This window comes from Mucilaginibacter auburnensis, from assembly GCF_002797815.1.
Classification (GTDB): Bacteria; Bacteroidota; Bacteroidia; order Sphingobacteriales; family Sphingobacteriaceae; genus Mucilaginibacter; species Mucilaginibacter auburnensis.
Genome location: NZ_PGFJ01000002.1, coordinates 355,379 through 377,211, shown reverse-complemented (window position 1 = coordinate 377,211; position 21,833 = coordinate 355,379). Strand labels below are relative to the sequence as shown.

Below are 21,833 nucleotides of genomic sequence, written 5' to 3'. Positions count from 1 at the left end.
AACCGGAAACGTTCTGAAAAACACCAGGTAAACAGCTAATAGTATCATTATAACAATGAATACTGCTTCCCATAACCGGTATTGTTGCTTGGCGTTTTTCATAGTAGTATGCAGCTAAGATAGGGCTAACAAAAGGCATGGCTACATACGTATAAGGCATATTTTTAAGCCTTTTATTCAATTTTTAATATTTTAAGTTGCGTTTTATAGTAAAACCCGCAAATTGGTGAAGTTGAATAGAGGTGGTAGACGATAGCAAGGTTCTAATAAACATCTAATAAACTCACAAGGCATTTTAGAGTTGTATCGTTATGGCAATACATGTATTGATAGCGCCCAACGCATTCAAAAACAGCGTAACCGCGACTGAGGTAGCCGAAGCATTGCAAAAAGGATTGCATCAAAGCGGTTTACACTGTAACATAGAATGTTTCCCTATTGCCGATGGCGGCGACGGTACCGGCAGCCTAATTATGAAAAAATGCCACGGAGAATTGGTCAACTGCGTGGTGAATGACCCATTAGGCAGGCCCATTGAAGCTACTATTGGTTTGATAGACCGGGGGAAAACCGCCGTTATTGAAATGGCTGATGCTTCGGGTTTACGTTTGCTGGCACCGGACGAACTTAATCCTATGCAAACTTCGTCATTAGGTACCGGGCAAATGATGAAACTGGCTTTAGACCGCGGCGTTAACAAAATTATCCTGGCTATGGGTGGCTCGGCAAGTGTTGATGGAGGATGTGGTATTTTAAATGCTTTAGGTGTGACCTTTTTAGACGAAGAAGGCAACATTTTGCTAAAGCCCACCCCTGAAAATTTAAAACGACTGGCGAATATAGACCTGCGAGGCTTAGATCCGCGCATAGCAGTTTGTGAAATAGTTGTGCTTTGTGATGTGGATAGCCAGCTTTTGGGAAAAGATGGAGCAGCGGCTATATATGGTCCGCAAAAGGGAGCAACGGAGGAGATGGTACAACAACTGGATAGCTTTCTTACCAACTTCGCCGCTATCACCCTAAAAACTTGTAACATCAATATTAATACGCTTAATTACGGTGGTGCGGCAGGCGGCGCAACATCCGGCGTACATGCTTATTTGAATGCTCGGTTGGTGAACGGAATATCGTACTTTTTACAACTGACGGAGTTTGATAAATCGCTACAAAATGCAAGTGTTGTGATAACAGGAGAGGGGAGCATTGATAGTCAGACCCTGCAAGGTAAAGGGCCATTTGGCGTAGCCGCTTTAGCAAAGCAACGAGGCTTGCCTGTAATTGCTGTAGCGGGCAAAGTTCCATTAGAAGATGACGAGGAACTGCGGAAATATTTTGATATTTTATTAGCTATTGGTAACGAGCCTGCCGATATGGAAACAGCTATCAGTAACACGTACTTTAACCTCGTTCGCATAGGAACTGACATAGGGCACATGCTGAAATTGAATAGTCATGTTTAGATCAAAAATGTATCGATACTTTTCGAATTAATTTTAAGTTGCCTATTATTGCACCATGGAAACTCAAGCAATATCATTACCTATACAACAAATCATTCAGTTTTGGGAAAGCAATAACCAGCAGCTAACCCAACTTTTCAATAAATTTCCAGACCATGTGTATGCCGGCAAAGTTGCGCCAAAGCGCAGCAGCGGGTTGTACCTGTTCGCGCATCTGGTAGCGGTGTCTGATGCTCTGTTACCGATATTGGGTTTAGGTGAAATAAAGTTCCCTGAACTGGCCCGTTTCATACGCGAAAGCGAAACTGATATCAATTACCAGGTAGATATCAACGAGTTAAAAGCTAAGTGGGAGGCCATCAATAGCAAACTAACAGCCGAGTTTGCTACAAAAGACAGTGCTTGGTGGTTAGGCCGCCACATGAATGTAACAGAAGCCGACTTTGCTAACGAACCACACCGCAACAAACTGAACGTGTTATTGAGCAGGGCGAGCCATGTTAACTATCACCGCGGTCAGCTGATATTCTTAACAGAAAAGGTGTTGGCTGACTAATCGCTATAGCGATCATTACGCCATGGGTAGGCAGTGTTAGAGTATCCGCGCTCTTCCCAAAAGCCTAACTTGTTTTGCGTAATAAACTCTATACGTTTAATCCATTTAGCACCCTTCCAGGCGTAAAGCTGCGGGGTGATCATACGGCAGGGGCCGCCATGTTCTTTGGGCAATGGCTGCCCCTCAAATGTATGTACCAATAGTACATCCGGCTTTAAAGCTTCCTCTAAAGAAAGATTAGTAGTATAGGTATCATAACCATAGCACATCATATGCGTCGCTTCCTCTTTAGGATGCACCAAAGCGGCCAGATCAAGCAAACTAACACCTTTCCATGGCATGTTGAGTTTTGACCAGGTGGTAACACAATGGAAATCTGAAGTATCCTTAGTTTGCGGCAGCGCCATAAACTCTTTCCATGTTAAACGTACAGGGTTTTCTACAGCGCCATCAATAACTAAGCGCCAGCGGTCTTGCGAAATATCGGGATGATAACCCAGATCAAGCACCGGCCATTTATAGGTAACCGTCTGACCAATAGGCAAAGTAGGCATACTATGGCGATTAGGCTCGCCGCTTCCCTGCGGCGCATCGTCAGCCATGGATGGGGTGCCGGCCATTTGCTGCTCAAAGCGAGCTTTCAGCTTCATGCGGGCTTCAATAATGCGGTCGAGTTTTTCCTTGTCTCCCATAGATACAAGTTACAAATAATCGGAACTATTTGTGGTACTATAAAAGCTATAAATATGATCTAGTAACTTTTTGATCGAGAAACTCAATGCCAAGTACTACAAATATCACAGAACCAATTATATACTTAAAACGTGACAAAAAAGCCAGTAGTTGAACGGCTGCTTCGCTTTTTGATAATGTGAGCATGCATACTGCAATAGATGCAATAACAATAACACTCAACCAGGCCAGCAAATAAGTTTTAAACTCTGATTTGCCGCGTCTATTCACTTTTCTGGCGGTTATTACCGCAAATCCGTGCGGCAGATCCAGATCCGGCTCTTTCTTTAATGCGCCTGTTAGTAGTGCGTCAATATCTTCTTCCTCAAAGTTTTTCATTTCCTTCTTCGTTTTGCAAATAGGCGGTTAATTTTTCTTTCAACAGTTTTCGGGCCCTGAATAAGTAGTTTTTCACTGTGCCTTCGCGCATACCGGTAATTTCTTCTATTTCGCTGTAACTAAATTCCTCTAAATGATAAAGCGTTAACACCGTCCGGTATGCCACCGGTAGTTGGGTTATCAGATGCTGAACATAAGCATTAGCATCTTTTTTGATCAATAACGTTTCGGGTGTGTCCAAACTAAAATGGTAATTACCTAAGTCATCGTTGTTGTTCCATATCCTGTTTTCATGCTCATATTTATATTTTCGTAAATGATTGATTGAAGTAAGGTAAGCAATTCTCGCTATCCAGGTGCTTAGCTTTGACCGGTTATTGAACTTAGCTAACCCGTAATAGACCTTTATAAAAACCTCCTGGCAAACGTCCGTTACCTCGTCTTCCTGTTTAATTAGTCGCCCGGTTACATGCAGCACAAGCCTTTCATACTGTTTTATCAGTTGCTCAAAGGCTTTGTTATCACCTTGCAATATTTTAGCAATAAGCGACTGTTGGTTTAGCATGGCCATTAGACACGGCAAACTTCCGTATTGTTGCACAAGTGCCTAATTAAATGGAAAACTAAAATAATAAACGCTTATGCAACCTTTTAGATGGCTGGCGTGTCTACTGGGCAATAATCATTTAAACCAAACCAACATGGAACACTCAGAAATAATTTGGCAGCATTTGGAAGGCATATCAGTCTCTATAACCTTATTTGCGGCTACCGCCATTATATTAATAGCTATATTAAATTTTATTTTAAAAATGCGACTGATCAATTCCGGGCAAACAGATCCTGAAGTACTTAAAGTACTTAGTAACTCTTATAGCCAAAAAGTGGCATCGCTTAGATGGGGGATTATTTTATTGTCGGGCGGAATTGGGCTGGTGCTCATTTACTTTATTCCTTCAGCCAATCAATATGAATCTCCTTTGCCTTACGGCATAGAACTGATCTTCATCGCTATAGGTTTTCTTGCCTATTATTTCGTGGCCCGTAATAAGAGGGACGAATAACTTTTAACCATACAACCATTTCGATCAGCAAAAATTTTAATGGCTCAACAGGCTACAGGGAGGGGTATGCCCTGTTTTTCCGGCCCAACTAAACCAAAACAATATGAAGATGTTTAAAATACTAACCATGTGCGCAATCATCTTGCTCGCACATAACAAGTCAAAAGCGCAGACCACTTTTACAATCAGCGGTATAGTTACAGACTCTATTAGTAGACAGCCCATAAAAGCCGCTACGGTGGCCGTTAAGTCGTTAACAGATAAGTCGGTCAAAATAGTCTTAAGCGACGAAAATGGCAGGTTTAGTATCAACGATTTGCAAGGCGATTATCGCTTAGGCTCTCAAATGCAGGGCTATCAAAGCAAAACCATTGTTATTGAAACAATAGATGCTAAATCGGGCCGTATAGAAGTAGGTTTGCAATTGGCACCCGAAGGGAAAACGCTTAATACAGTTGAGATTTCTGCAGCTAAGCACCTGGTGCGACAGGAAGCTGATAGGCTGGTATATGATGTTAAAGCCGATCCGGATAGCAAAGGCAGCAGTGTTTTGGACATGATGCGTAAAGTGCCGTTCGTATCGTTGGATGCCGACCAAAATATTCTGTTAAAGAATAATACCGGGTTTAAGATTTTTTTAAACGGCAAGCCATCTGGAATGATAGAGCAAAACCCCAAAGATGTGCTGCGCAGTATGCCTGCAGCTACCATCGAGAAAATTGAAGTTATTACAAATCCTCCGGCTAAATATGATGCAGAAGGTTTTGCAGGAATAATTAATATAGTTACCAGTAAAAAAACAGCTGATGGCTACAACGGTACTGTGAATTTGAATGGCAGTACGCCAACAGGCGGACCTGGTGTTGGTAGCTCATTCAATTTTAAAGCAGGAAAATTGTTGGTTGCTGCTACCGCGGGCGGCTCCATTAACAAAACGCCCGAAACGGAAAGTTCTTTAATACGGACCTCTTTCGGAAGCGATGCTACTGATTTGACGCAAACAAGCCAACGCAAATTTGACGGGAGAAGCGGATACTTTGGGACAGAGTTGAGTTACGAGATCAATAAGTTTCAGCTTTTGTCGGCTCAATTCAATATCAGCGGAACAGGTAATAACAATGCAACAATACAGCAATCATTGTTAAATGGTAGCGGTGGCGTATTGCAGGGTTACCATCTCCAAAATAATTATAAAGGAGATGGTCACGGTTTGGATGCATCATTGAATTATCAGGTGGCATTTCAATCGAAGAAAATAAAATTGCTTACTTTTTCTTACAGGTATACAGATTATGTTAACGTAAATGATAATGTGGTGACCTTAACCAACAGGACAAATTATACGCTGCCTGATTTTTATCAGTACAATAAAGCCGGCACCAATGAGCATACTTTGCAATTAGATTATGCCTCGGGCACCAAAGCCTTAGGTTTTGAACACGGTGTAAAGGCAATTTTGCGAGGTAACTCCAGCAATTTTAGTTATACAGGCGCAAACGCCTTGAGTAATAGTTTTAATATGTCGCAGGATGTTTTTTCTGCATTTAGCTCTTTAACCTACGCGGGAAAGAAGTGGGGCGTTAAGGCGGGCTTGCGCGCGGAGAAAACCGTTGTAGGCGGCGACGTTGCTCAAAATTATTTAAATGTTGTTCCCTCTGTTTCGGCAAGTTATCAGGTAAATGATGCAAACAGCTTAAATTTTGGCTTTTCGCAAAGGCTAAGGCGCCCGGGCGTTAACCGCATTAACCCTTATGTAGACCGCAGTAACCCAAATTATGAGATGCAGGGAAATGCTGATCTGCGCCCGGCAATCATTAACAACATAATGGCAGGCTACAATTTAAGCGGTAGAATACTTTCAGTAACGCTCGGTACAACCTATTCCTATTTCAATGATTTAGATTTCAGACTGATAACTTATAACGCTGCAACCGGCGTAACCAGTAGTACTTATGAAAACATAGGCAGGGGAGATGCATTGAGTATAGACCTTAGCGCTAACCTGGCTGCAACCAAAAAGTTAAGCCTGAGCTTTAACGGCAATTTAACGTATGTAAATATTCAGGCTGCGGCTGCGCAGATTGAAACTAAAGGGTGGTACCATAACTTTACAGTAAGCGGTAGTTATCACCCAACAGCCTCGTGGCGGATAGGGGCCTATATGAACGTTATTGGCAAAAATTTCGCGCCGCAGTCATTTCAATCGCTCATTGCTCCTCAGATCAATACGTCCTTTAGCAGTACGCATGAATTAATAAAAGGAAAATGGAGTATAACAGCCACAGTTAATAATCCATTTAAAAAATTCAGAAATGTTGAGACAAGGGTAACCGGAATGGACTTTTATGAGGTGGCTAATAATCAAACTTTTCTGCGTGTTTACAAGCTAAGTTTAAATTACAATTTCGGCGAATTAAAAGATGCAGTTAAGCGCACTAAAGTGGGAATACGAAATGATGATGTAGTTAATTGAGCTGTTTATAGTTAAATACTTCCTGAATGAATGTTTTAGCTCATGCTGTAAGCAAATAGCCCAAAATCAAACTGATTCTGGGCTCTTTTAATATATTTTCCGGACTTCCCGTCTTTTCCGTCTTCCGGACTAATACCTACTCAAAATACTCTTTCATCCGTTCAAAGAAGCTTTTCTCGTTTTTGCCCGGATTGGGTTTAAAGTTAGGTGAGTTTTGTAATTTTTCTAATAGGGCACGTTCCTCGTTACTCAACGCTTTAGGCGTCCATATGTTGATGTGTATCAACTGATCGCCGCGGTGGTAAGAGTTAACTTCCGGTACACCTTTACCTTTCAGGCGCAATATTCTGCCTCCTTGCGTTCCCGGCTCTATTTTGATCTTAGCTTTACCATCTATAGTTGGTACCTCAATGCTGGTGCCTAAAGCAGCGTCGATGAAAGTGATATGCAGATCGTAAATAACATTGCTGCCATCGCGCTTTAAGGTTTCGTGCGGTACTTCTTCTATCAGGATGATCAGATCTCCCGGTACACCTCCACGTGGAGCTGCGTTACCTTTGCCACTCATGCTTAATTGCATGCCTTCGCTTACACCTGCAGGCACATTTAAAGTAATGGTCTCTTCACCGCGTACAACGCCGTCGCCATGGCAAACATTACATTTTGAAGTGATTACGCTGCCTTCACCGTTACAGGTAGGGCAGGTGCTAGTGGTTTGCATCTGGCCCAATATGGTATTGGTTACCCTACGTACCGCACCCTGGCCACCGCAGGTTTTACAGGTTTGGAAAGATGATTTATCTTTAGCGCCGGTACCATCGCAGGTTTTGCAATGCACCTGTTTGTTAACTTTAATTTTCTTTTCGGTACCATTGGCAATTTCTTCAAGGGTTAAACGCACTTTAATGCGCAGGTTGCTGCCACGTGCCACACGGCGACCGCCACGTTGCTGACCGCCACCTCCACCGCCAAAAAATTCGCCAAACGGACTGCCGCCGCCAAAAATATCGCCAAACTGGCTGAATATGTCTTCCATATTCATGCCGCCGGCACCACCATAGCCGCCACCACTGGCCGACTGTGCGTTGGCCGCGTGACCAAACTGGTTATAGCGCTGACGCTTTTCGGGGTTGCTTAAAACCTCATAAGCTTCGGCAGCCTCCTTAAATTTTTCTTCGGCATCTTTATCGCCCTCGTTTTTATCCGGGTGATATTTAATAGCCATTTTACGATAGGCTTTCTTTATCTCATCCGCGTCGGCACCCCTCGAAACGCCAAGTATATCGTAATAATCTCGTTTAGACATCTTTTATTTATTTCGGAATTCGAATTTTAGATTTCGGATTCAATCTTTATCGAATATTGATTTTTTAATTTCTTTTACCCGTCAGATATTCAAAAATTCGAAATCGAAAATCCGAAATCCGACATCAAGCTTACGCTCCTACAATTACCTTGGCAAAGCGTATTACTTTGTCATTAAGATAATAGCCTTTTTCCATTTCATCAATTACCTTGCCCTTCATATCTTCAGTAGGGGCAGGAATATTGGTAATGGCTTCGTGAATATCGGCATCAAATTCGCTGCCGATAGATTCCATAGGCACAAGGCCTTTTTGAGTAAGCGTGTTCTTGAGTTTGTTTTGGATCAGCATAACGCCTTCTCTAACCGATGTTACATCGGTAGCATTTTCGGTAGCTTTAAGGGCACGTTCAAAATCATCAAGTACAGGCAGCAGGGCGGTAATTACGTCTTTACCTTCCATTTTACGGGCCTCTTCGCGTTCTGTACGTGTGCGGCGTCTAAAATTATCAAACTCGGCAAATAAACGCAGATATTTATCATTGGCCAGTGCCAGTTCTTCTTTCAAAACATCTTCGGCTGATGGTGTATTTACTTCTGCCTGTTCTTCAGGCTGAACTGCATTATTGTCAATATTTTCCTGGTCAACTTCAGGAGTTTCCGGGTTATCTGTCTTCTTTTTCTTCAACATATCGTTAAATATCATAGCTGATAGTGCTAATCAAGTACCTTGCCATTAGTTAAAACCCGACAAGGTGACAGAGCTTTCTGAATGTCAGTAGAAAGTGACAGTAGCAGTTGGCATCATTGTCATTAGTCACCGGTCATTTGTCGTTAGGCACAGGCGATGGTCATTAATAAAAAAAGCGATGTATTAAAACACATCGCTAATAACAATTTTGTCACTTATTAATCAACTAATCACCAGTCTCTAATCACTAATCTTCTAAACCTGCGCCAACTGCACATCTTCCAGTACCTTACCAGCTTCGCATTTTATGATACGTGAAGGGAACGCGCGGATAATATGATAATCGTGCGTGGCTACAACAACAGCAGTACCTGCCTGGCTGATCTGTTTTAGCAGTAGTACAATTTCTTCAGAAGTTTCCGGGTCAAGGTTACCTGTAGGCTCATCGGCTAGTATAATTTCAGGGTCGTTCAATAACGCACGGGCTATAACTACACGCTGCTGTTCTCCGCCCGAAAGCTCGTGCGGCATTTTTTTTAATTTGGAACGCAGGCCAACTTTTTCTAAAACATCAAGGGTGCGGTCGGCAATAAGTTTAGGGTCTGTCCAGCCGGTTGCGCGCATCACAAATTGCAGGTTGTGTTCAACAGATCGGTCGGTCAATAACTGGAAATCCTGAAACACAATGCCCAGTTTGCGGCGCAAAAAAGGAATATCTTTTTCAGGTAGTTTAAACAAACTGTAACCACAGGCATGTCCATCTCCAATGGTAAGCGGTAAATCGCCGTAAATTACCTTGAGCAAGCTGCTTTTTCCTGATCCCGTCTGGCCTATCAGCCACACAAAATCGCCTTTATCAATGTGCAGGTTTACCTTGGAGAGAACTTTGTTTTTCTGCTGAAAAATATCAACGTTATTCAGTTTTATAATTGATTTTCCTATCATGATGTCTTATTAAAGATCCAGTTTCAAGATCTGCCCAAAAGGCAATTCTCTTACTAAATTCATTATATAATCGGCTTTTTCGCCCAATCCAACTTTATCCAGTGATTTCTCCGGACGGTCAACCCTGAAGTAAGCCAGCAGTGTAAACTTATCATCTCGCAGCTGAACATAGTCGGGTATTTTGGCAACGCCTTTTACTTTAATTATATACATTTCAAAAGGTCATTAATCATCAGCTTTCGCGTCATTGGTCATTGGAATCCTCCAAATGACTAATGACAAATGCCCAATGACTGAACTCAAAGGTATTGTTATTTTACAGTTTTATCAAAAAATCCAAAGTATCTACACCATCGGCATAATCCCACAATTGTGGTGTTTGCGATTGGCCGGGTGCAACTACCTGGCTGTTCACCTTAAGCGGCGATATGCACACCACACATTGTATTTTTTCGCTGCCGGCATTGATGGTTGCTTCCGCCTCTGCTAAATCACTATAATATTCATAGTGCACAACGGCTAATGGCGATGCCAATGCTTCGTGCTCCCTCAATAACACAAAGCCATTGTCAAAATGTTTTTCATTATTAACCAGGTAAATTGATTTATTATAATCGTAGTTGTTGTTGTATTTATGATGGTTAATGATTGGCTGATAGGTTTCAATGGGTCTGAAAAATGTGCCTATATCATAGCCGGCAGGCAACGATAGCTTAGAAACATTACGGCATCCAAGGCCAAAATAACTAAAAATATCCTCCCCCAATAAGTTCAGTTCTTCGGTAGTTTCGTCGCCGGTTATTACGGCTATACTGTTCCTGTTTTTGCGGATGATGTGCGGGACCTTGCCAAAATAATATTCAAAATAGCGCGATGAGTTGTCGCTGCCGGTGGCAATAACCGCGTCAAAATCTTTCAATTGTTCAACAAAAGTGTATTTATCTGCGAACGATGGTTCAATGGTAGCCAGTATATTTAACACCTGCCTTATCAACCGCGCATCTTGCGTTGATGCTTTGATCAGGGCATGATGCCCGCTAATCAGTACGCAAAGCACATCATGAAAACCTACTAACGGAATGTTACCCGCTAATATCAGTCCAACCTTTTTTTCTTCAACTTCCTTATCGAGGTTGTAGGCGCTTAGCCATTTTTGTAATGCTTGCTGATTAAGCGTTTCGCCAATAGCTACAATAGCGCGTTCCACATTTGCAGGGGTAAACCACGCGTTGTGATATTGCTCTTGCTGAATAAGCACCTGCAACTGTTCATCAGGCTGTTGCAGGCTTGCGCCCAGTTCAGAAAGGATATGTATAAGCTGTTCGCTGCTGATTTTTGACATATATATGTTTAGTGATGAAACTGTATAGTTTCTTTTTTGTTATATTTGCGCTTATTAGCGACAGACAAAGGTAATTGAGAATATAAGATTTTTTAAATAATATGGCGATTATAATCACCGACGAATGTATAAACTGCGGAGCCTGCGAGCCGGAATGCCCCAATAATGCTATTTATGATGCAGGTGCAGCATGGCGTTTCTCTGACGGTACGGGTTTAAGGGGAGTTATTGATTTTGGCGATGGTGTTACTTTAAATGCTGAAGAAACACAGGCCGCTTTATCTGATGATATTTATTATATAGTACCTGATAAGTGTACCGAATGTGTAGGCTTTCATGATGAGCCACAGTGCGCGGCAGTTTGCCCGGTTGATTGCTGTGTAGATGACGAGAATGTACGCGAAACACGCGAAGAACTGTTAGCCAAAAAAGATTGGCTGCACATGAACGAATAATATTAACTGCTTTAAACAGTTTTAAAGGGGATGCATTTTTGTGTCCCCTTTTTTATGTTTGAAACTTTTGCAAATGTTTAACGTAAACATAAATAATAACAAAAACTACCTGATATTTAACCTATGGAATACGGAATTTGCAATTTAGCGGTAATACCTATGCGGGCCGCTGCGGACGAACGCAGCGAACAAGTATCGCAATTGCTGTTCGGTGAGGCGTTTGAAATATTGGAGTGGCAGGAGAACTGGGTACGCATCACTTCAGCGCATGATGGTTACGAGGGATGGATAGCCCGCCTGCAGTTTTGTATGTTAGGGCACATGGCCTATCAGCAACTACTGAGCAATCCACCACGTTTAACCTACCGCCCTATAACACAGGCCTGGAAAATTAAAGATAACAGCGTAATTTATTTACCTGCAGGGAGTTCGCTTTCGTTCTTAAACGGAACTACCTGTTATATGGACAGAGACAAATTTGAGATAATAGGCCAAATAGGAGATAATGATAATATTGATGCATTGGCCAAAACCTATATCAATACGCCATACCTTTGGGGCGGACGTACACATTTCGGCATTGACTGCTCAGGCTTTACACAAATAGTTTTCAGGATGAAAGGCATATCCTTAAAACGCGATGCCAGTTTGCAGGCAGGGCAGGGGCAGGCTGTAGCTTCGTTAAGTGACGCACGTTTGGGTGACCTTGCTTTCTTTCATAATAAAGACGGCAAGATAACGCACGTAGGTATGTTATTAAATCAACACTCCATTATTCACGCATCAGGTAAGGTGAAAATTGAAAGTATTGATGATAAGGGTATCTATTCAGACGAACAAAAACGTTATACTCATCAACTCACCTCAATCAGGCGTTATTTTTAATGGCTTATTTTTTCTGTAACGTCAAAATGCGGTATAGCCTCTCCAACTACAGGCTTTTGACTCATAGCAGAGTACAGTATGGTTTTTTCACCCTTATCTATTCCGGGGAAAATTTTCGGAAGCGCTTTTTTGATCTCATTGTTTTCTCGCTTTAACCCTCCGGTATCAGCTATTTTTAAGTTGGTAATGTAGTAGATGTATTGCAAAAACTCATCCTCTTTAGCATTGCTCGATATAGAGATAATCTTGGGCTTTGTGCTCACTTCACTAAGCGTTAGCGGGTAGCTGATCTTAGCATTGGCTTCATCAATTACTTTTTGGGAGAATGTGCTGATCTCCTCAGCATGAGGATTTTTTAAATATTTGCTTGATGTGGCGTTTGCAGCCATCATAATATTGTTGATGGCATTTACCAGGTAACCTTTTGAATATTCTTCTTTTGCCAAATCAAGTAACTCAGTCGAGGTTTTGCCCCTTTGGGTATAATAGGCTAAGGAGATTTCGTTGGCTTTCCATCCTATCTCAAATTTCCCATATACAACGGTTAGCATCAGCTTGTTCTGTTTATGCTTAGGTACAAAAAAGGCCATGTACATCTCCTTTGCCAGTGGTACATATTTAACTTCAGGATGATCTATTGCTATCAAACCACTTCTTTCATCACCACCATTTACAATGTAATAGTCTTTGAGTAAAACATATTCATCTTCGTTCCGCAGCTTATTAATGTAATCAAATTGAACCTTTATGTTTTTTTGCTTCAAAAAATCAGTAGAGCAAAGTAGTTCTGCATCATCACGATCAGTTTTAATGGCCTTGAACAGATTATTGTTCAAGTTATGAAGCATTGAAGCTTTTTCGGTTGGAATTGCTTTGTCTTTATAGATGCCTTCCTCGGCAGGCTTTTCGCATCCGTTGATGGTAAATAGTAAAAACGAGATTAGTATAAAAGAGGTTATTTTAATTGTTGATAGCATATTGCTTAGGTTAATGCACCTAAGTTAAATAAACTGAAATTAATCCCAAATTTTGGTAGATGCTATTGGAAATCTATACGCCAAATGATTATACGCTTATCATCACTTAACGAAATAAGATTATCACCATCCCATGCTATTTTATTAATGGATAGCAAATGCGATTGGTAGCCCTTTTCTCTGCTGATAACTTTATAGAGCTTAAAGTCGTCTGAACCCCATATTTTGATAGATTTATCCATACTTGCAGTAGCAAAGTAAGGTTGAGTAGGGTGGAAAGCAATATGGTTAACCGCAAATAGGTGAGCTGCAATATTTTGTTTCAGTTCAAAAGTGGAGCTATCCCAAATTTTAACCTGCGCATCACGAGTGCCAGATACAAGGTAGTCGCCCTCCGGTGAATATTGTAACGAAAACACTGCCATGGTATGGCCGGTAAGAGATTTTATTTGGGTATAATCTTCCAGATCATACACCTTCACACTGTTATCGCGGCAGCCAAACGCTAACTGATTTTTTTCCGGCGAGATGCTGATACAACGAACGGTATCATGAGATACGTTGATGCTATGAACCATCTCAAGCGTCTCTAAGTTCCATATAGAGACGGTACCGTCTTCTGACGCGATGAGCAGCTCTTTCTTACTGTTAACCGACTTGATATCAAAAACAGGTTTGCGGTGATGGTTGAGCGATTTGATTACTTTTTGCTGAATGAAATCAAACACCAATACCTGTCCGCTGCGAAGGCCTGCTATTAAGTAGGGAAAATTCTCAGGACAATGGATGGAATATACCGACGAAGCAACAGGAAACATCACCTTAATAAACGAGTTGTTTTTTAAACTCCATTCAACAACGCCCTTATCATTACCACCCGAAAATAATATCCCCGGCTTTTGCGATAACGCCAAAGCAAAGAGCGGATTACTGTGCCCGGTAAGTTCTGCTATTTTTTCTATGGTAATCATTTGGTTCATGGTCCATAGACCATAGCCCATAGATAGCGATGTTGAGTTCAGCTATTGACTATGGACTATCGACTATGGACTTACTTATGTCTTCCTTCTAAATTTTTTGCGATAGTTTCTAACGACAAACCTTTTTCGCGAAGCAGTACCAGTAAATGGAAAACCAGATCAGATGCTTCATTGATCAGATCTGTCTCTGTTTCTGCTAATGCGGCAATAACGGTTTCAACTCCTTCTTCGCCAACCTTTTGCGCGATTTTATTGAGGCCTTTGCCACGCAGCTTGTTTATGTATGAGCCTTCCTGTGGATTTTCATACCTGTCGGCAATGACCCGCTCCAACTGCATAATAAAGTTTTGATTGTACTCAGTTTGGAAGCAACTACGGCTACCTGTGTGGCAGGTAGGTCCGTCAGCTGATGCTTTGATCAGGATAGTATCGTTATCACAATCAATATGGACGCTCTTAACATGCAGAAAATTATTGCTTGTTTCGCCTTTTGTCCAAAGACGATTTTTTGAACGCGAATAGAAAGTTACAATATTCTCCTGAACGGTTTTATCGTAAGCCTCCTGATTCATATAACCCAGCATCAGCACTTCAAGCGTTTTATCGTCCTGAATAATTACCGGCACCAGGCCATCAGTTTTATTGAAATCTATTGTCATTTTATATTTATTCTCCCGTCATTGCGAGGTACGAAGCAATCCCTAACTATGCTAAGCACACCGGTTTGTAATGACGTTTAGGTTTTAATATTTTTACCTCACTTCAATACCCTTACCTCTCAAAACACCCTTCAAATCAGGTATTAATATCTCACCATAATGAAATACAGATGCAGCCAAAGCAGCATCTACATTACTTTTTTCAAAAACATCCACAAAATGCTGCACCGAACCTGCGCCACCTGATGCGATCACCGGGATATTTACAGCACTGTTCACCTCGCTTAAAAGCTCGTTGTCAAAGCCCGCTTTTGTACCATCATGATCCATTGAGGTTAACAATATCTCTCCGGCACCACGGCCTTCAGCTTCCAATATCCAATGCAAAGTTTCCTTTTCAGTTGGGATGCGTCCGCCGTTCAAATGTACAATATGTTTTCCGTCTATGCGGCGTGTATCCACTGCTATAACCACGAACTGAACACCGAAGGCTTTTGCCAATTCATCAATCAAACCCGGATTACGCACTGCTGCAGAGTTGATAGATATTTTATCTGCACCTGCGTTTAAAAGCGCGTCTGCATCGGCAATTTCATTAATGCCGCCGCCTATAGTAAACGGGATATTTATTTGTCGCGCTACTGATTTAACGAGGTCAACCATGGTTTTACGGCGCTCATGCGTAGCGGTTATATCCAGAAATACCAGTTCGTCTGCCCCCTGATTAGAATAATTCCAGGCCAGTTCAACCGGATCGCCGGCATCACGCAGGTCAACAAAGTTCACACCTTTTACAGTACGACCGTCTTTAACATCTAAGCAGGGGATAATGCGTTTAGCGAGCCCCCCCCGCCCCCTAAAGGGGGAGCTACTGTTCTCCGGCTTAGCAGCTGAGAAACTTATTTCTTCTCTTATAGTGCTCAATACTGATTCGAGTTGATTGAAAATTTGTGAGTTAGTAAATCTTAACACTTTGATTCCGTCAGATTCCAAATGTTTTTGTCGTATTATATCATTAGCTGCTATATCGGGTACATTATGGATGCTGCCATCAAGTTCAATTATCAACTTGTGCGAATGGCAGTAAAAGTCAGCAATGTAAATTCCTAACGGATGTTGTCGCCTGAACTTTGCGCCTAATTGTTTTCCTTTTAAATAATTCCATAACAGAGCTTCAGCACCAGTTTGGGTATTACGCAGCGATTGAGCATTTTGAAACACAAACCTGTCGGCACCCAAAAACATTCGTTTTTTCATGAACCGTTGTTCCCCCTTTAGGGGGTTAGGGGGCTTGAACTATATCGAAATTAATGATTCCAAATTCCAGTTTTTAACGTCTTCAACAGTGATATGGCCTTCATAAATAGCTTTACCTACTACACAGGCTTCAACTTTTAAGCGACTTAACTGCTCAATATCTTTCATTGAACTAATACCTCCCGAAGCAATTAACTTAATGAATGGAGAATGGTCAAGCAATTTAGCATAAAGGTCAACACCTGCGCCACCCAGTTTGCCATCTTTATTAATATCCGTGCAAAGGAAGCGGAAGAAACCTAATGCAAGGCATTTATCTACGTAATCCATTAGCTTGATCGGGGAGCTTTCCATCCAACCAGAATATTTAATTACCTCGTCTAAAACGTCAATGGCAATAACTACCTGGTCTGAGCATTTATCTCTGCCACAAATGGCTTTGCTCAACTCATCCAAAAACATTGGATTGGTAATGGCTTGGGTACCAACAATTACACGGTGAACACCGGCGTCTATAAGTTCTTTAACCTTGTCAATACTGCGTATGCCACCGCCGTATTGAACCCGCATTTCTGTCTTTTTAATAACATCAAAAAGATATTGTTGGTTAGAGAAATCATTCTTAGCGCCATTTAAATCAACCACGTGGATGAAGTTGGTGCCGTTAGACTGATATTTTTCTATCATCTCTTCCAGGGTTACGTCATACTCAGTAACCTGGCTATAGTCGCCTTCGCGCAGGCGGACAACCTTTTTATTTAAAATATCGATTGCGGGGATGATATACATGTGTCTTTATATTTTTGAAAAATTTGCTAATAGTTTCTCGCCATATTCGCCCGATTTTTCCGGGTGGAACTGAACGCCGTAAAAATTATCCCGCCAAATTGATGCCGAAAATTTCGTGCAGTAATCTGTTGCGGCTAATGTAAAATCATTATCATACTCAATAAAGTATGAATGTACAAAGTAAAAGTGTGAACCATGAGGGATATTTTCAAAAAGCGGATTTTCTTTTTCAGAAAAAACTCTGTTCCAACCCGTATGCGGCACTTTATGCTCTGTATCGCCCGCAAATTTAACAGTTTTCATCGGAAAAAGGTTTAACATATCTGCATCACCTTCCTCAGAATGGGCAGTTAACAACTGCATTCCCACACAAATACCTAACGTTGGCTTGTTTAAAGCCTTTATTTTAGGCACAAGCCCGGTATCCTGTAACTTTTTCATTGCAGCACCGGCATGACCTACTCCCGGAATGATATAGCGGTCGTATTTGTCAAGGTCGGCTTCTGTGTATACCATACCATATTCAACGCCCAGCCTGTCTAAAGCTGCTGTAAGCGAGAATATATTACCGGCGCCATATCTTATTATTCCTATCATCAGTTTGCAGTTGGTGGTTTGCAGTTTGCAGTGGATAGTTTACAATTGCAAACTGCCCACTAATAGTTGCAAACTATAATAAACCTTTTGTAGAAGGTAAAACCATCTTATCTATATCTCTTTTAACAGCCATTTTAATGGCTTTGGCAAAGGCTTTAAATATAGCTTCTATTTTATGATGTTCATTCTGTCCTTCGGCTTTAATGTTCAGGTTGCATTTTGCGGCATCGCTGAATGATTTGAAGAAGTGGTAGAACATCTCGGTAGGCATATCGCCTACCTTTTCGCGTTTAAAATCAGCCTCCCACATTAACCAGGCACGTCCGCCAAAATCAATAGCTGCTTGTGCAAGGCAATCATCCATCGGCAAACAAAAGCCATACCGCTCAATCCCTTTTTTATCGCCCAAGGCAGCTGCAAAAACCTCGCCTAAAGCAATGCCGGTATCTTCAATGGTATGGTGCTCGTCAATATGCAAGTCGCCTTTGGCAATTACTTCAAGGTCCATGCTACCGTGGCGGGCAATCTGGTCAAGCATATGGTCGAAAAAATGTAAGCCGGTTGATACTTTGGCTTCGCCGGTACCATCCAGATTAATTTTAACGTATATGTCTGTCTCCTTAGTGGTACGTTTATTTTCAAAAACGCGTTCGCCTAACTTTAAATATTCGTATATGGCTTTCCAGTCGGTAGTTTCAAGTGCAACTACATCTTTCAGGTCAGTTTCTTCAATCGCTTTAAACTCAGCCGCGCCTAAATTGGTGTTATTGTTTAACCAGATGGCCTTTGCACCGAGGTTTTTAGCCAACAACACGTCATTGCGACGGTCGCCAATGGTGTAGGAGTTTTTTAGATCGTACTTGTCAGCATTGAAATACTCGCTCAGCAACGCTGTACCGGGTTTGCGGGTAGGAGCGTTGTCTTTTGCAAAAGTGCGGTCAATGATCTGGTCGGAAAAAGTAACACCCTCATTCTCAAAGGTTTTAAGTATAAAATTGTGCACCGGCCAAAAAGTATCTTCAGGATAAACTTCCGTACCTAACCCGTCCTGATTGGTAACCATTACCAACTGGTAGTCTAACTCCTTTGCTATTTTAGGCAAATATTGTAAGGCGCCAGGATAAAACTCCAGTTTACCAAACGAGTCGATCTGCTCATCTGCGGGTTCAATTATCAACGTACCGTCGCGGTCTATAAAAAGTATTTTTTGGAGATTGCTCATTTATAGTCCTGTAAGCTTTTAATCAATATGTTGTTTTCTTCGGGAGTACCAATTGTTATGCGTAACGAACCTTCACAGAGCTCAACTTTTGAGCGGTCGCGCACAATGATGCCGCGCTCAACCAAAAAGTTGTAAATAGCTTTAGGGTCGGTTGTTTTAACAAGGATAAAGTTAGCGTCTGAAGGGTAAATATCCAGCACAAAATCAAAGTTTTTAAGCGCTAACACCAGCTTATCGCGCTGTGCCAAAGTTTCTTTTATCCATTCGTTCACCTGGTCAACATTTTGCAAGGCTTTAAGCGCCAGTTGCTGCGATGCCTCATTAATGTTATAAGGTGGTTTAACCTTGTTCATTACCTCAATTATCTCCTCGCTGGCAAAAGCCATGCCTACGCGTAAACCGGCCAATCCCCAAGCCTTTGACAGGGTTTGCAGTACAACCAAATTAGCATACTCAGTTAACTCCTGTATAAAGCTTTTTTGCCTGCTGAAATTAATATAAGCTTCGTCAACCACTACCAAACCGTTAAAATTGGCTAATAGCGTTTCTACATCTTCTCGATTAATAGAGTTACCTGTTGGGTTGTTAGGCGAGCAGATAAAGATAATTTTGGTGTTTTTATCTATCGCCTCGGCAATGCCTTCTAAATTTAACTGATATTCGGCTGTTAGGTTAACGCGTTTTAATGCGATATCGTTGATATTGGCCGATACCTGGTACATGCCATAAGTAGGGGGTACAATGATGACATTATCAACGCCAGGGTTGCAAAAGCTACGGAAAAGGATATCAATTGCTTCATCGCTACCATTGCCCAAAAATATATTGCGGATGGGTAAGCCTTTAATTTCGCTTAAACGTTTTTTAACATTGTACTGTAGCGGATCAGGGTATCGGTTGTAAGCCTCATCCAATGGCGACCCGAATGCGTTCTCGTTAGCATCCAGGTACACACTGGCCTCTCCCTGAAACTCATCGCGTGCTGATGAATAGGGGGTGAGGTTTTTTATGTTTTCTCTTAAAATGTTATTTATATCGAACATGTTTAATTATAAGATTTAAAATCAGGTGAAAATTTGGTGATTTTACCATCGTTATGTTCAAAGCAAATTGTATCGCCTCTCAAATAAGGCATGGCAAAATAACCACCGTCATCTGAGTCAATAAAAGAGTTAAATAAATAAAAACTATTAGTTAACCGGGTTTTTGGATCAAATTTCGCTGCGAATATTTTATAACTGTCTTTCTGCTCTTTAACTTCCCAATAGTACACGCTATTTTTTAATATGGATGGATTGGCAAACCAGCCAAAATACGGTGCGTTACGCGTGACATCAATCTTTTTATTGCCAGTTATAATCATGAAATGACTTATATCGGCAAGAATTGATTTTGAGTTTTTAGCTTCGGTTTTTGATTGGCCTGATCCTTCAATAGCGTAATATGCATATGCTCCTTTGCTAAGGGGTTGAAAACCATAGTATTTATCAATAGTGTCAATTAAACGTCCTTGTTGCTTGACTACCGCATAAGTTCCGTCTCCAATATCAAAGTCAAAAAAACCTGTATCTGTAACTATGTAATTTTCTGCTAAAGTATATGGTTTGAACCCAGTTGTTACATTTTCGCCTACGGTGTCTAAAGCACTAACAACTTTTGTTGAATCACTAACCATTGCAGGACTTTTACCTCGACAGCCAAAAGCGACTAAAATTGAACAATAAAACAGGTAACAAACTGTTTTCATTTTAATTACCGGTTTTCATTCTCACACTCACTGCATTTTTATGCGCGTGCAAACCCTCCAACTCAGCCAATACTTCCACCGTCGGGCCTATGTTATTGATACCCTCAGGTGTGATATATTGAAACGTTATTTTTTTAACGAAAGAATCAACCGACACGCCCGAGTAAGCCCTTGCATAACTGCTGGTTGGCAAGGTATGGTTGGTGCCAGAGGCATAGTCGCCTGCACTTTCAGGAGTTAAATTGCCTAAAAACACTGAGCCTGCATTGATTATTTTAGGAGTTAGCTGCTGCCAATTGTCGGTAGCCAAAATCAAATGCTCAGGAGCGTATTGATTGCTGAAATCCATGGCCTGCTCCAGCGTATCCGCTACAACAATGTAAGAGTTAGCAAGCGCCTGCCTTACAATTTCAGCACGCGGTAAAACTGCGGTTTGTTTTTCCACTTCTGCTAAAGCTGCTTCTGCAATTTCGGCCGACGTGGCAACTAAAACAGCCTGACTGTCAATTCCATGCTCTGCCTGTGCTAACAGGTCAGCGGCAATAAACTCAGGTTTGGCAGTTTCATCAGCAATTACCAATACTTCCGAAGGGCCCGCAGGCATATCAATAGCGGTAGTGGTGGTTGACTGGATAATGGTTTTAGCCTTGGTTACAAACTGGTTACCGGGACCGAAGATCTTATCCACTTTAGTAATGGTTTCGGTTCCGTAAGCCATGGCGCCAATTGCTTGTGCGCCGCCTGCCAGATATATTTTATCTATATCCAACAAGTACGCTACATAAGCTATAAATGCATTTACCTTGCCATTTTTCTGCGGAGGCGAACAAACAACAATCTCTTTACAACCCGCAATACGCGCCGGAATGCCCAGCATTAAAAAAGTGCTTGGCAACACAGCAGAGCCACCGGGGATGTAAAGACCAACCTTTTCAATGGCCCTTAATTCGCGCCAGCAGGTAACACCGGGCATGGTTTCAACCTTGTCCTCGGTTTTTAGCTGCGTTTGGTGGAATTTATAAATATTGTTGTAAGCTGTTTGCAAAGCGGCCTTTTGCTCGTCGGTTATGGCAGAAGCAATCTCGGCTAATTCAGCTTTATCCAGATAAAGCTTCTCAAGTTCAACTTTATCAAAGCGATTGGCATAATCAAACAAAGCCCTGTCGCCGTGTTGGTTAACATTACTTAAAACTTCTTCAACAATGCCTCGAATCTCGTTAGCAGGGTCAACATTGCGTTGCACCAGTTGAGCAATTTCGGTTGTATTTAAGTCGGAATAATTATAAGTCTTCATACCCCCAAACCCCTAAAGGGGAGTTACGTCCTAAAGTAAACTGTTATTTTATACCCGCTCTAATTC

24 protein-coding genes and 1 pseudogene are annotated in these 21,833 nt (G+C 41.6%); 6 read left to right on the top strand and 19 right to left on the bottom strand.

The genetic code is table 11. The annotated features are described in order from the left end of the window. The first annotated feature begins 311 nt into the window (after positions 1-311). Complete coding sequence (locus CLV57_RS12295; RefSeq protein ID WP_100341695.1) at positions 312-1,460, top strand: glycerate kinase; 1,149 nt, start codon at positions 312-314, stop codon at positions 1,458-1,460. 55 nt (positions 1,461-1,515) lie between these two features. Beyond that, positions 1,516-2,016: a DinB family protein gene (locus CLV57_RS12290; RefSeq protein WP_100341694.1), complete on the top strand. Its 501-nt coding sequence runs from the start codon at positions 1,516-1,518 to the stop codon at positions 2,014-2,016. Here CLV57_RS12290 and CLV57_RS12285 read toward each other — a convergent pair. Genes CLV57_RS12285 through CLV57_RS12275 form a run of 3 tightly spaced genes read right to left on the bottom strand, consistent with a single transcriptional unit; the run spans position 2,013 to position 3,652 of the window. Further along, complete coding sequence (locus CLV57_RS12285) at positions 2,013-2,708, bottom strand: sulfite oxidase-like oxidoreductase (RefSeq protein WP_100341693.1); 696 nt, start codon at positions 2,706-2,708, stop codon at positions 2,013-2,015. The two genes, CLV57_RS12290 and CLV57_RS12285, sit on opposite strands and share 4 nt — an antisense overlap. Positions 2,709-2,754: 46 nt before the next feature. Next, a complete protein-coding gene (locus CLV57_RS12280) occupies positions 2,755-3,087 on the bottom strand; it encodes a hypothetical protein (RefSeq protein WP_100341692.1) in 333 nt (110 codons plus the stop codon). Continuing rightward, entirely contained in the window at positions 3,074-3,652 is a 579-nt protein-coding gene (locus CLV57_RS12275) for an RNA polymerase sigma factor (protein WP_100342832.1), read from the bottom strand. Before CLV57_RS12275 ends, CLV57_RS12280 begins: the two co-directional genes overlap by 14 nt. A gap of 136 nt (positions 3,653-3,788) precedes the next feature. Between CLV57_RS12275 and CLV57_RS12270 the strand changes: the two genes are divergently transcribed. Together CLV57_RS12270 and CLV57_RS12265 are read left to right on the top strand one after the other, a co-directional pair. Beyond that, positions 3,789-4,151, top strand: coding sequence for a DUF6249 domain-containing protein (locus CLV57_RS12270; RefSeq protein WP_100341691.1), 363 nt, complete (start codon positions 3,789-3,791; stop codon positions 4,149-4,151). Positions 4,152-4,254: 103 nt separating this feature from the next. After that, a complete protein-coding gene (locus tag CLV57_RS12265; RefSeq protein WP_100341690.1) occupies positions 4,255-6,624 on the top strand; it encodes an outer membrane beta-barrel family protein in 2,370 nt (789 codons plus the stop codon). A gap of 136 nt (positions 6,625-6,760) precedes the next feature. Here CLV57_RS12265 and dnaJ read toward each other — a convergent pair whose 3' ends face one another. The 5 genes from dnaJ to CLV57_RS12240 all read right to left on the bottom strand — a co-directional run bounded on the left by dnaJ (position 6,761) and on the right by CLV57_RS12240 (position 10,905). Then, entirely contained in the window at positions 6,761-7,930 is a 1,170-nt protein-coding gene (dnaJ, locus tag CLV57_RS12260; protein ID WP_100341689.1) for a molecular chaperone DnaJ, read from the bottom strand. Positions 7,931-8,060: 130 nt separating this feature from the next. Continuing rightward, positions 8,061-8,633, bottom strand: a complete 573-nt coding sequence (locus CLV57_RS12255; RefSeq protein WP_245857037.1) for a nucleotide exchange factor GrpE — start codon at positions 8,631-8,633, stop codon at positions 8,061-8,063. 240 nt (positions 8,634-8,873) lie between these two features. Further along, entirely contained in the window at positions 8,874-9,563 is a 690-nt protein-coding gene (locus tag CLV57_RS12250) for a cell division ATP-binding protein FtsE (protein WP_100341688.1), read from the bottom strand. 9 nt (positions 9,564-9,572) lie between these two features. After that, on the bottom strand, positions 9,573-9,776 hold the full coding sequence (locus tag CLV57_RS12245) for a fructose-6-phosphate aldolase (RefSeq protein ID WP_100341687.1): 204 nt from the start codon (positions 9,774-9,776) through the stop codon (positions 9,573-9,575). A gap of 103 nt (positions 9,777-9,879) precedes the next feature. After that, the gene (locus tag CLV57_RS12240; RefSeq protein ID WP_211290071.1) at positions 9,880-10,905 is read right to left on the bottom strand and encodes an acyl-CoA reductase; all 1,026 of its coding nucleotides are present in this window, start codon (positions 10,903-10,905) and stop codon (positions 9,880-9,882) included. A gap of 101 nt (positions 10,906-11,006) precedes the next feature. Between CLV57_RS12240 and CLV57_RS12235 the strand changes: the two genes are divergently transcribed. Beyond that, the gene (locus CLV57_RS12235) at positions 11,007-11,360 is read left to right on the top strand and encodes a 4Fe-4S dicluster domain-containing protein (RefSeq protein WP_100341686.1); all 354 of its coding nucleotides are present in this window, start codon (positions 11,007-11,009) and stop codon (positions 11,358-11,360) included. 123 nt (positions 11,361-11,483) lie between these two features. Beyond that, complete coding sequence (locus CLV57_RS12230; RefSeq protein WP_100341685.1) at positions 11,484-12,245, top strand: C40 family peptidase; 762 nt, start codon at positions 11,484-11,486, stop codon at positions 12,243-12,245. Here the strand turns inward: CLV57_RS12230 and CLV57_RS12225 are convergent. The 11 genes and pseudogenes from CLV57_RS12225 to hisD all read right to left on the bottom strand — a co-directional run bounded on the left by CLV57_RS12225 (position 12,242) and on the right by hisD (position 21,767). Beyond that, complete coding sequence (locus CLV57_RS12225) at positions 12,242-13,222, bottom strand: hypothetical protein (protein WP_100341684.1); 981 nt, start codon at positions 13,220-13,222, stop codon at positions 12,242-12,244. The genes CLV57_RS12230 and CLV57_RS12225 overlap by 4 nt on opposite strands. Before the next feature lie 62 nt (positions 13,223-13,284). Next, positions 13,285-14,202 (bottom strand): WD40 repeat domain-containing protein, encoded by a 918-nt coding sequence (locus CLV57_RS12220; RefSeq protein ID WP_245857035.1) that lies wholly within the window; start codon positions 14,200-14,202, stop codon positions 13,285-13,287. A gap of 71 nt (positions 14,203-14,273) precedes the next feature. Continuing rightward, positions 14,274-14,861, bottom strand: a complete 588-nt coding sequence (gene hisIE, locus CLV57_RS12215; RefSeq protein WP_100341683.1) for a bifunctional phosphoribosyl-AMP cyclohydrolase/phosphoribosyl-ATP diphosphatase HisIE — start codon at positions 14,859-14,861, stop codon at positions 14,274-14,276. A gap of 93 nt (positions 14,862-14,954) precedes the next feature. Next, on the bottom strand, positions 14,955-15,764 hold the full coding sequence (gene hisF, locus CLV57_RS12210; protein ID WP_245857108.1) for an imidazole glycerol phosphate synthase subunit HisF: 810 nt from the start codon (positions 15,762-15,764) through the stop codon (positions 14,955-14,957). 9 nt (positions 15,765-15,773) lie between these two features. Next, positions 15,774-16,106, bottom strand: a pseudogene (locus tag CLV57_RS18635) (endonuclease domain-containing protein); the annotation flags it as partial. Between the two features lie 51 nt (positions 16,107-16,157). After that, the gene (locus tag CLV57_RS12205) at positions 16,158-16,907 is read right to left on the bottom strand and encodes a 1-(5-phosphoribosyl)-5-[(5-phosphoribosylamino)methylideneamino]imidazole-4-carboxamide isomerase (RefSeq protein ID WP_100341682.1); all 750 of its coding nucleotides are present in this window, start codon (positions 16,905-16,907) and stop codon (positions 16,158-16,160) included. Positions 16,908-16,913: 6 nt separating this feature from the next. Next, positions 16,914-17,504, bottom strand: a complete 591-nt coding sequence (hisH, locus tag CLV57_RS12200; RefSeq protein WP_100341681.1) for an imidazole glycerol phosphate synthase subunit HisH — start codon at positions 17,502-17,504, stop codon at positions 16,914-16,916. Positions 17,505-17,577: 73 nt separating this feature from the next. Beyond that, complete coding sequence (gene hisB, locus CLV57_RS12195) at positions 17,578-18,726, bottom strand: bifunctional histidinol-phosphatase/imidazoleglycerol-phosphate dehydratase HisB (protein ID WP_100341680.1); 1,149 nt, start codon at positions 18,724-18,726, stop codon at positions 17,578-17,580. Then, positions 18,723-19,769: a histidinol-phosphate transaminase gene (gene hisC / locus CLV57_RS12190; RefSeq protein WP_100341679.1), complete on the bottom strand. Its 1,047-nt coding sequence runs from the start codon at positions 19,767-19,769 to the stop codon at positions 18,723-18,725. The genes hisB and hisC overlap by 4 nt, the downstream gene beginning before the upstream one ends. 2 nt (positions 19,770-19,771) lie before the next feature. Next, entirely contained in the window at positions 19,772-20,473 is a 702-nt protein-coding gene (locus CLV57_RS12185; RefSeq protein WP_157799150.1) for a hypothetical protein, read from the bottom strand. A 1-nt stretch (position 20,474) separates the two neighbouring features. Continuing rightward, positions 20,475-21,767, bottom strand: a complete 1,293-nt coding sequence (gene hisD / locus CLV57_RS12180) for a histidinol dehydrogenase (protein ID WP_100341677.1) — start codon at positions 21,765-21,767, stop codon at positions 20,475-20,477. Positions 21,768-21,833: the final 66 nt, after the last annotated feature.

Coding starts and splice junctions, on each gene's coding strand:
- CLV57_RS12295 (WP_100341695.1), top strand. CDS start 312: ATGGCAATACATGTATTGATAGCGCCCAACGCATTCAAAAACAGCGTA.
- CLV57_RS12290 (WP_100341694.1), top strand. CDS start 1,516: ATGGAAACTCAAGCAATATCATTACCTATACAACAAATCATTCAGTTT.
- CLV57_RS12285 (WP_100341693.1), bottom strand. CDS start 2,708: ATGGGAGACAAGGAAAAACTCGACCGCATTATTGAAGCCCGCATGAAG.
- CLV57_RS12280 (WP_100341692.1), bottom strand. CDS start 3,087: ATGAAAAACTTTGAGGAAGAAGATATTGACGCACTACTAACAGGCGCA.
- CLV57_RS12275 (WP_100342832.1), bottom strand. CDS start 3,652: ATGCTAAACCAACAGTCGCTTATTGCTAAAATATTGCAAGGTGATAAC.
- CLV57_RS12270 (WP_100341691.1), top strand. CDS start 3,789: ATGGAACACTCAGAAATAATTTGGCAGCATTTGGAAGGCATATCAGTC.
- CLV57_RS12265 (WP_100341690.1), top strand. CDS start 4,255: ATGAAGATGTTTAAAATACTAACCATGTGCGCAATCATCTTGCTCGCA.
- dnaJ (WP_100341689.1), bottom strand. CDS start 7,930: ATGTCTAAACGAGATTATTACGATATACTTGGCGTTTCGAGGGGTGCC.
- CLV57_RS12255 (WP_245857037.1), bottom strand. CDS start 8,633: ATGATATTTAACGATATGTTGAAGAAAAAGAAGACAGATAACCCGGAA.
- CLV57_RS12250 (WP_100341688.1), bottom strand. CDS start 9,563: ATGATAGGAAAATCAATTATAAAACTGAATAACGTTGATATTTTTCAG.
- CLV57_RS12245 (WP_100341687.1), bottom strand. CDS start 9,776: ATGTATATAATTAAAGTAAAAGGCGTTGCCAAAATACCCGACTATGTT.
- CLV57_RS12240 (WP_211290071.1), bottom strand. CDS start 10,905: ATGTCAAAAATCAGCAGCGAACAGCTTATACATATCCTTTCTGAACTG.
- CLV57_RS12235 (WP_100341686.1), top strand. CDS start 11,007: ATGGCGATTATAATCACCGACGAATGTATAAACTGCGGAGCCTGCGAG.
- CLV57_RS12230 (WP_100341685.1), top strand. CDS start 11,484: ATGGAATACGGAATTTGCAATTTAGCGGTAATACCTATGCGGGCCGCT.
- CLV57_RS12225 (WP_100341684.1), bottom strand. CDS start 13,222: ATGCTATCAACAATTAAAATAACCTCTTTTATACTAATCTCGTTTTTA.
- CLV57_RS12220 (WP_245857035.1), bottom strand. CDS start 14,202: ATGAACCAAATGATTACCATAGAAAAAATAGCAGAACTTACCGGGCAC.
- hisIE (WP_100341683.1), bottom strand. CDS start 14,861: ATGACAATAGATTTCAATAAAACTGATGGCCTGGTGCCGGTAATTATT.
- CLV57_RS12205 (WP_100341682.1), bottom strand. CDS start 16,907: ATGTATATCATCCCCGCAATCGATATTTTAAATAAAAAGGTTGTCCGC.
- hisH (WP_100341681.1), bottom strand. CDS start 17,504: ATGATAGGAATAATAAGATATGGCGCCGGTAATATATTCTCGCTTACA.
- hisB (WP_100341680.1), bottom strand. CDS start 18,726: ATGAGCAATCTCCAAAAAATACTTTTTATAGACCGCGACGGTACGTTG.
- hisC (WP_100341679.1), bottom strand. CDS start 19,769: ATGTTCGATATAAATAACATTTTAAGAGAAAACATAAAAAACCTCACC.
- CLV57_RS12185 (WP_157799150.1), bottom strand. CDS start 20,473: ATGAAAACAGTTTGTTACCTGTTTTATTGTTCAATTTTAGTCGCTTTT.
- hisD (WP_100341677.1), bottom strand. CDS start 21,767: ATGAAGACTTATAATTATTCCGACTTAAATACAACCGAAATTGCTCAA.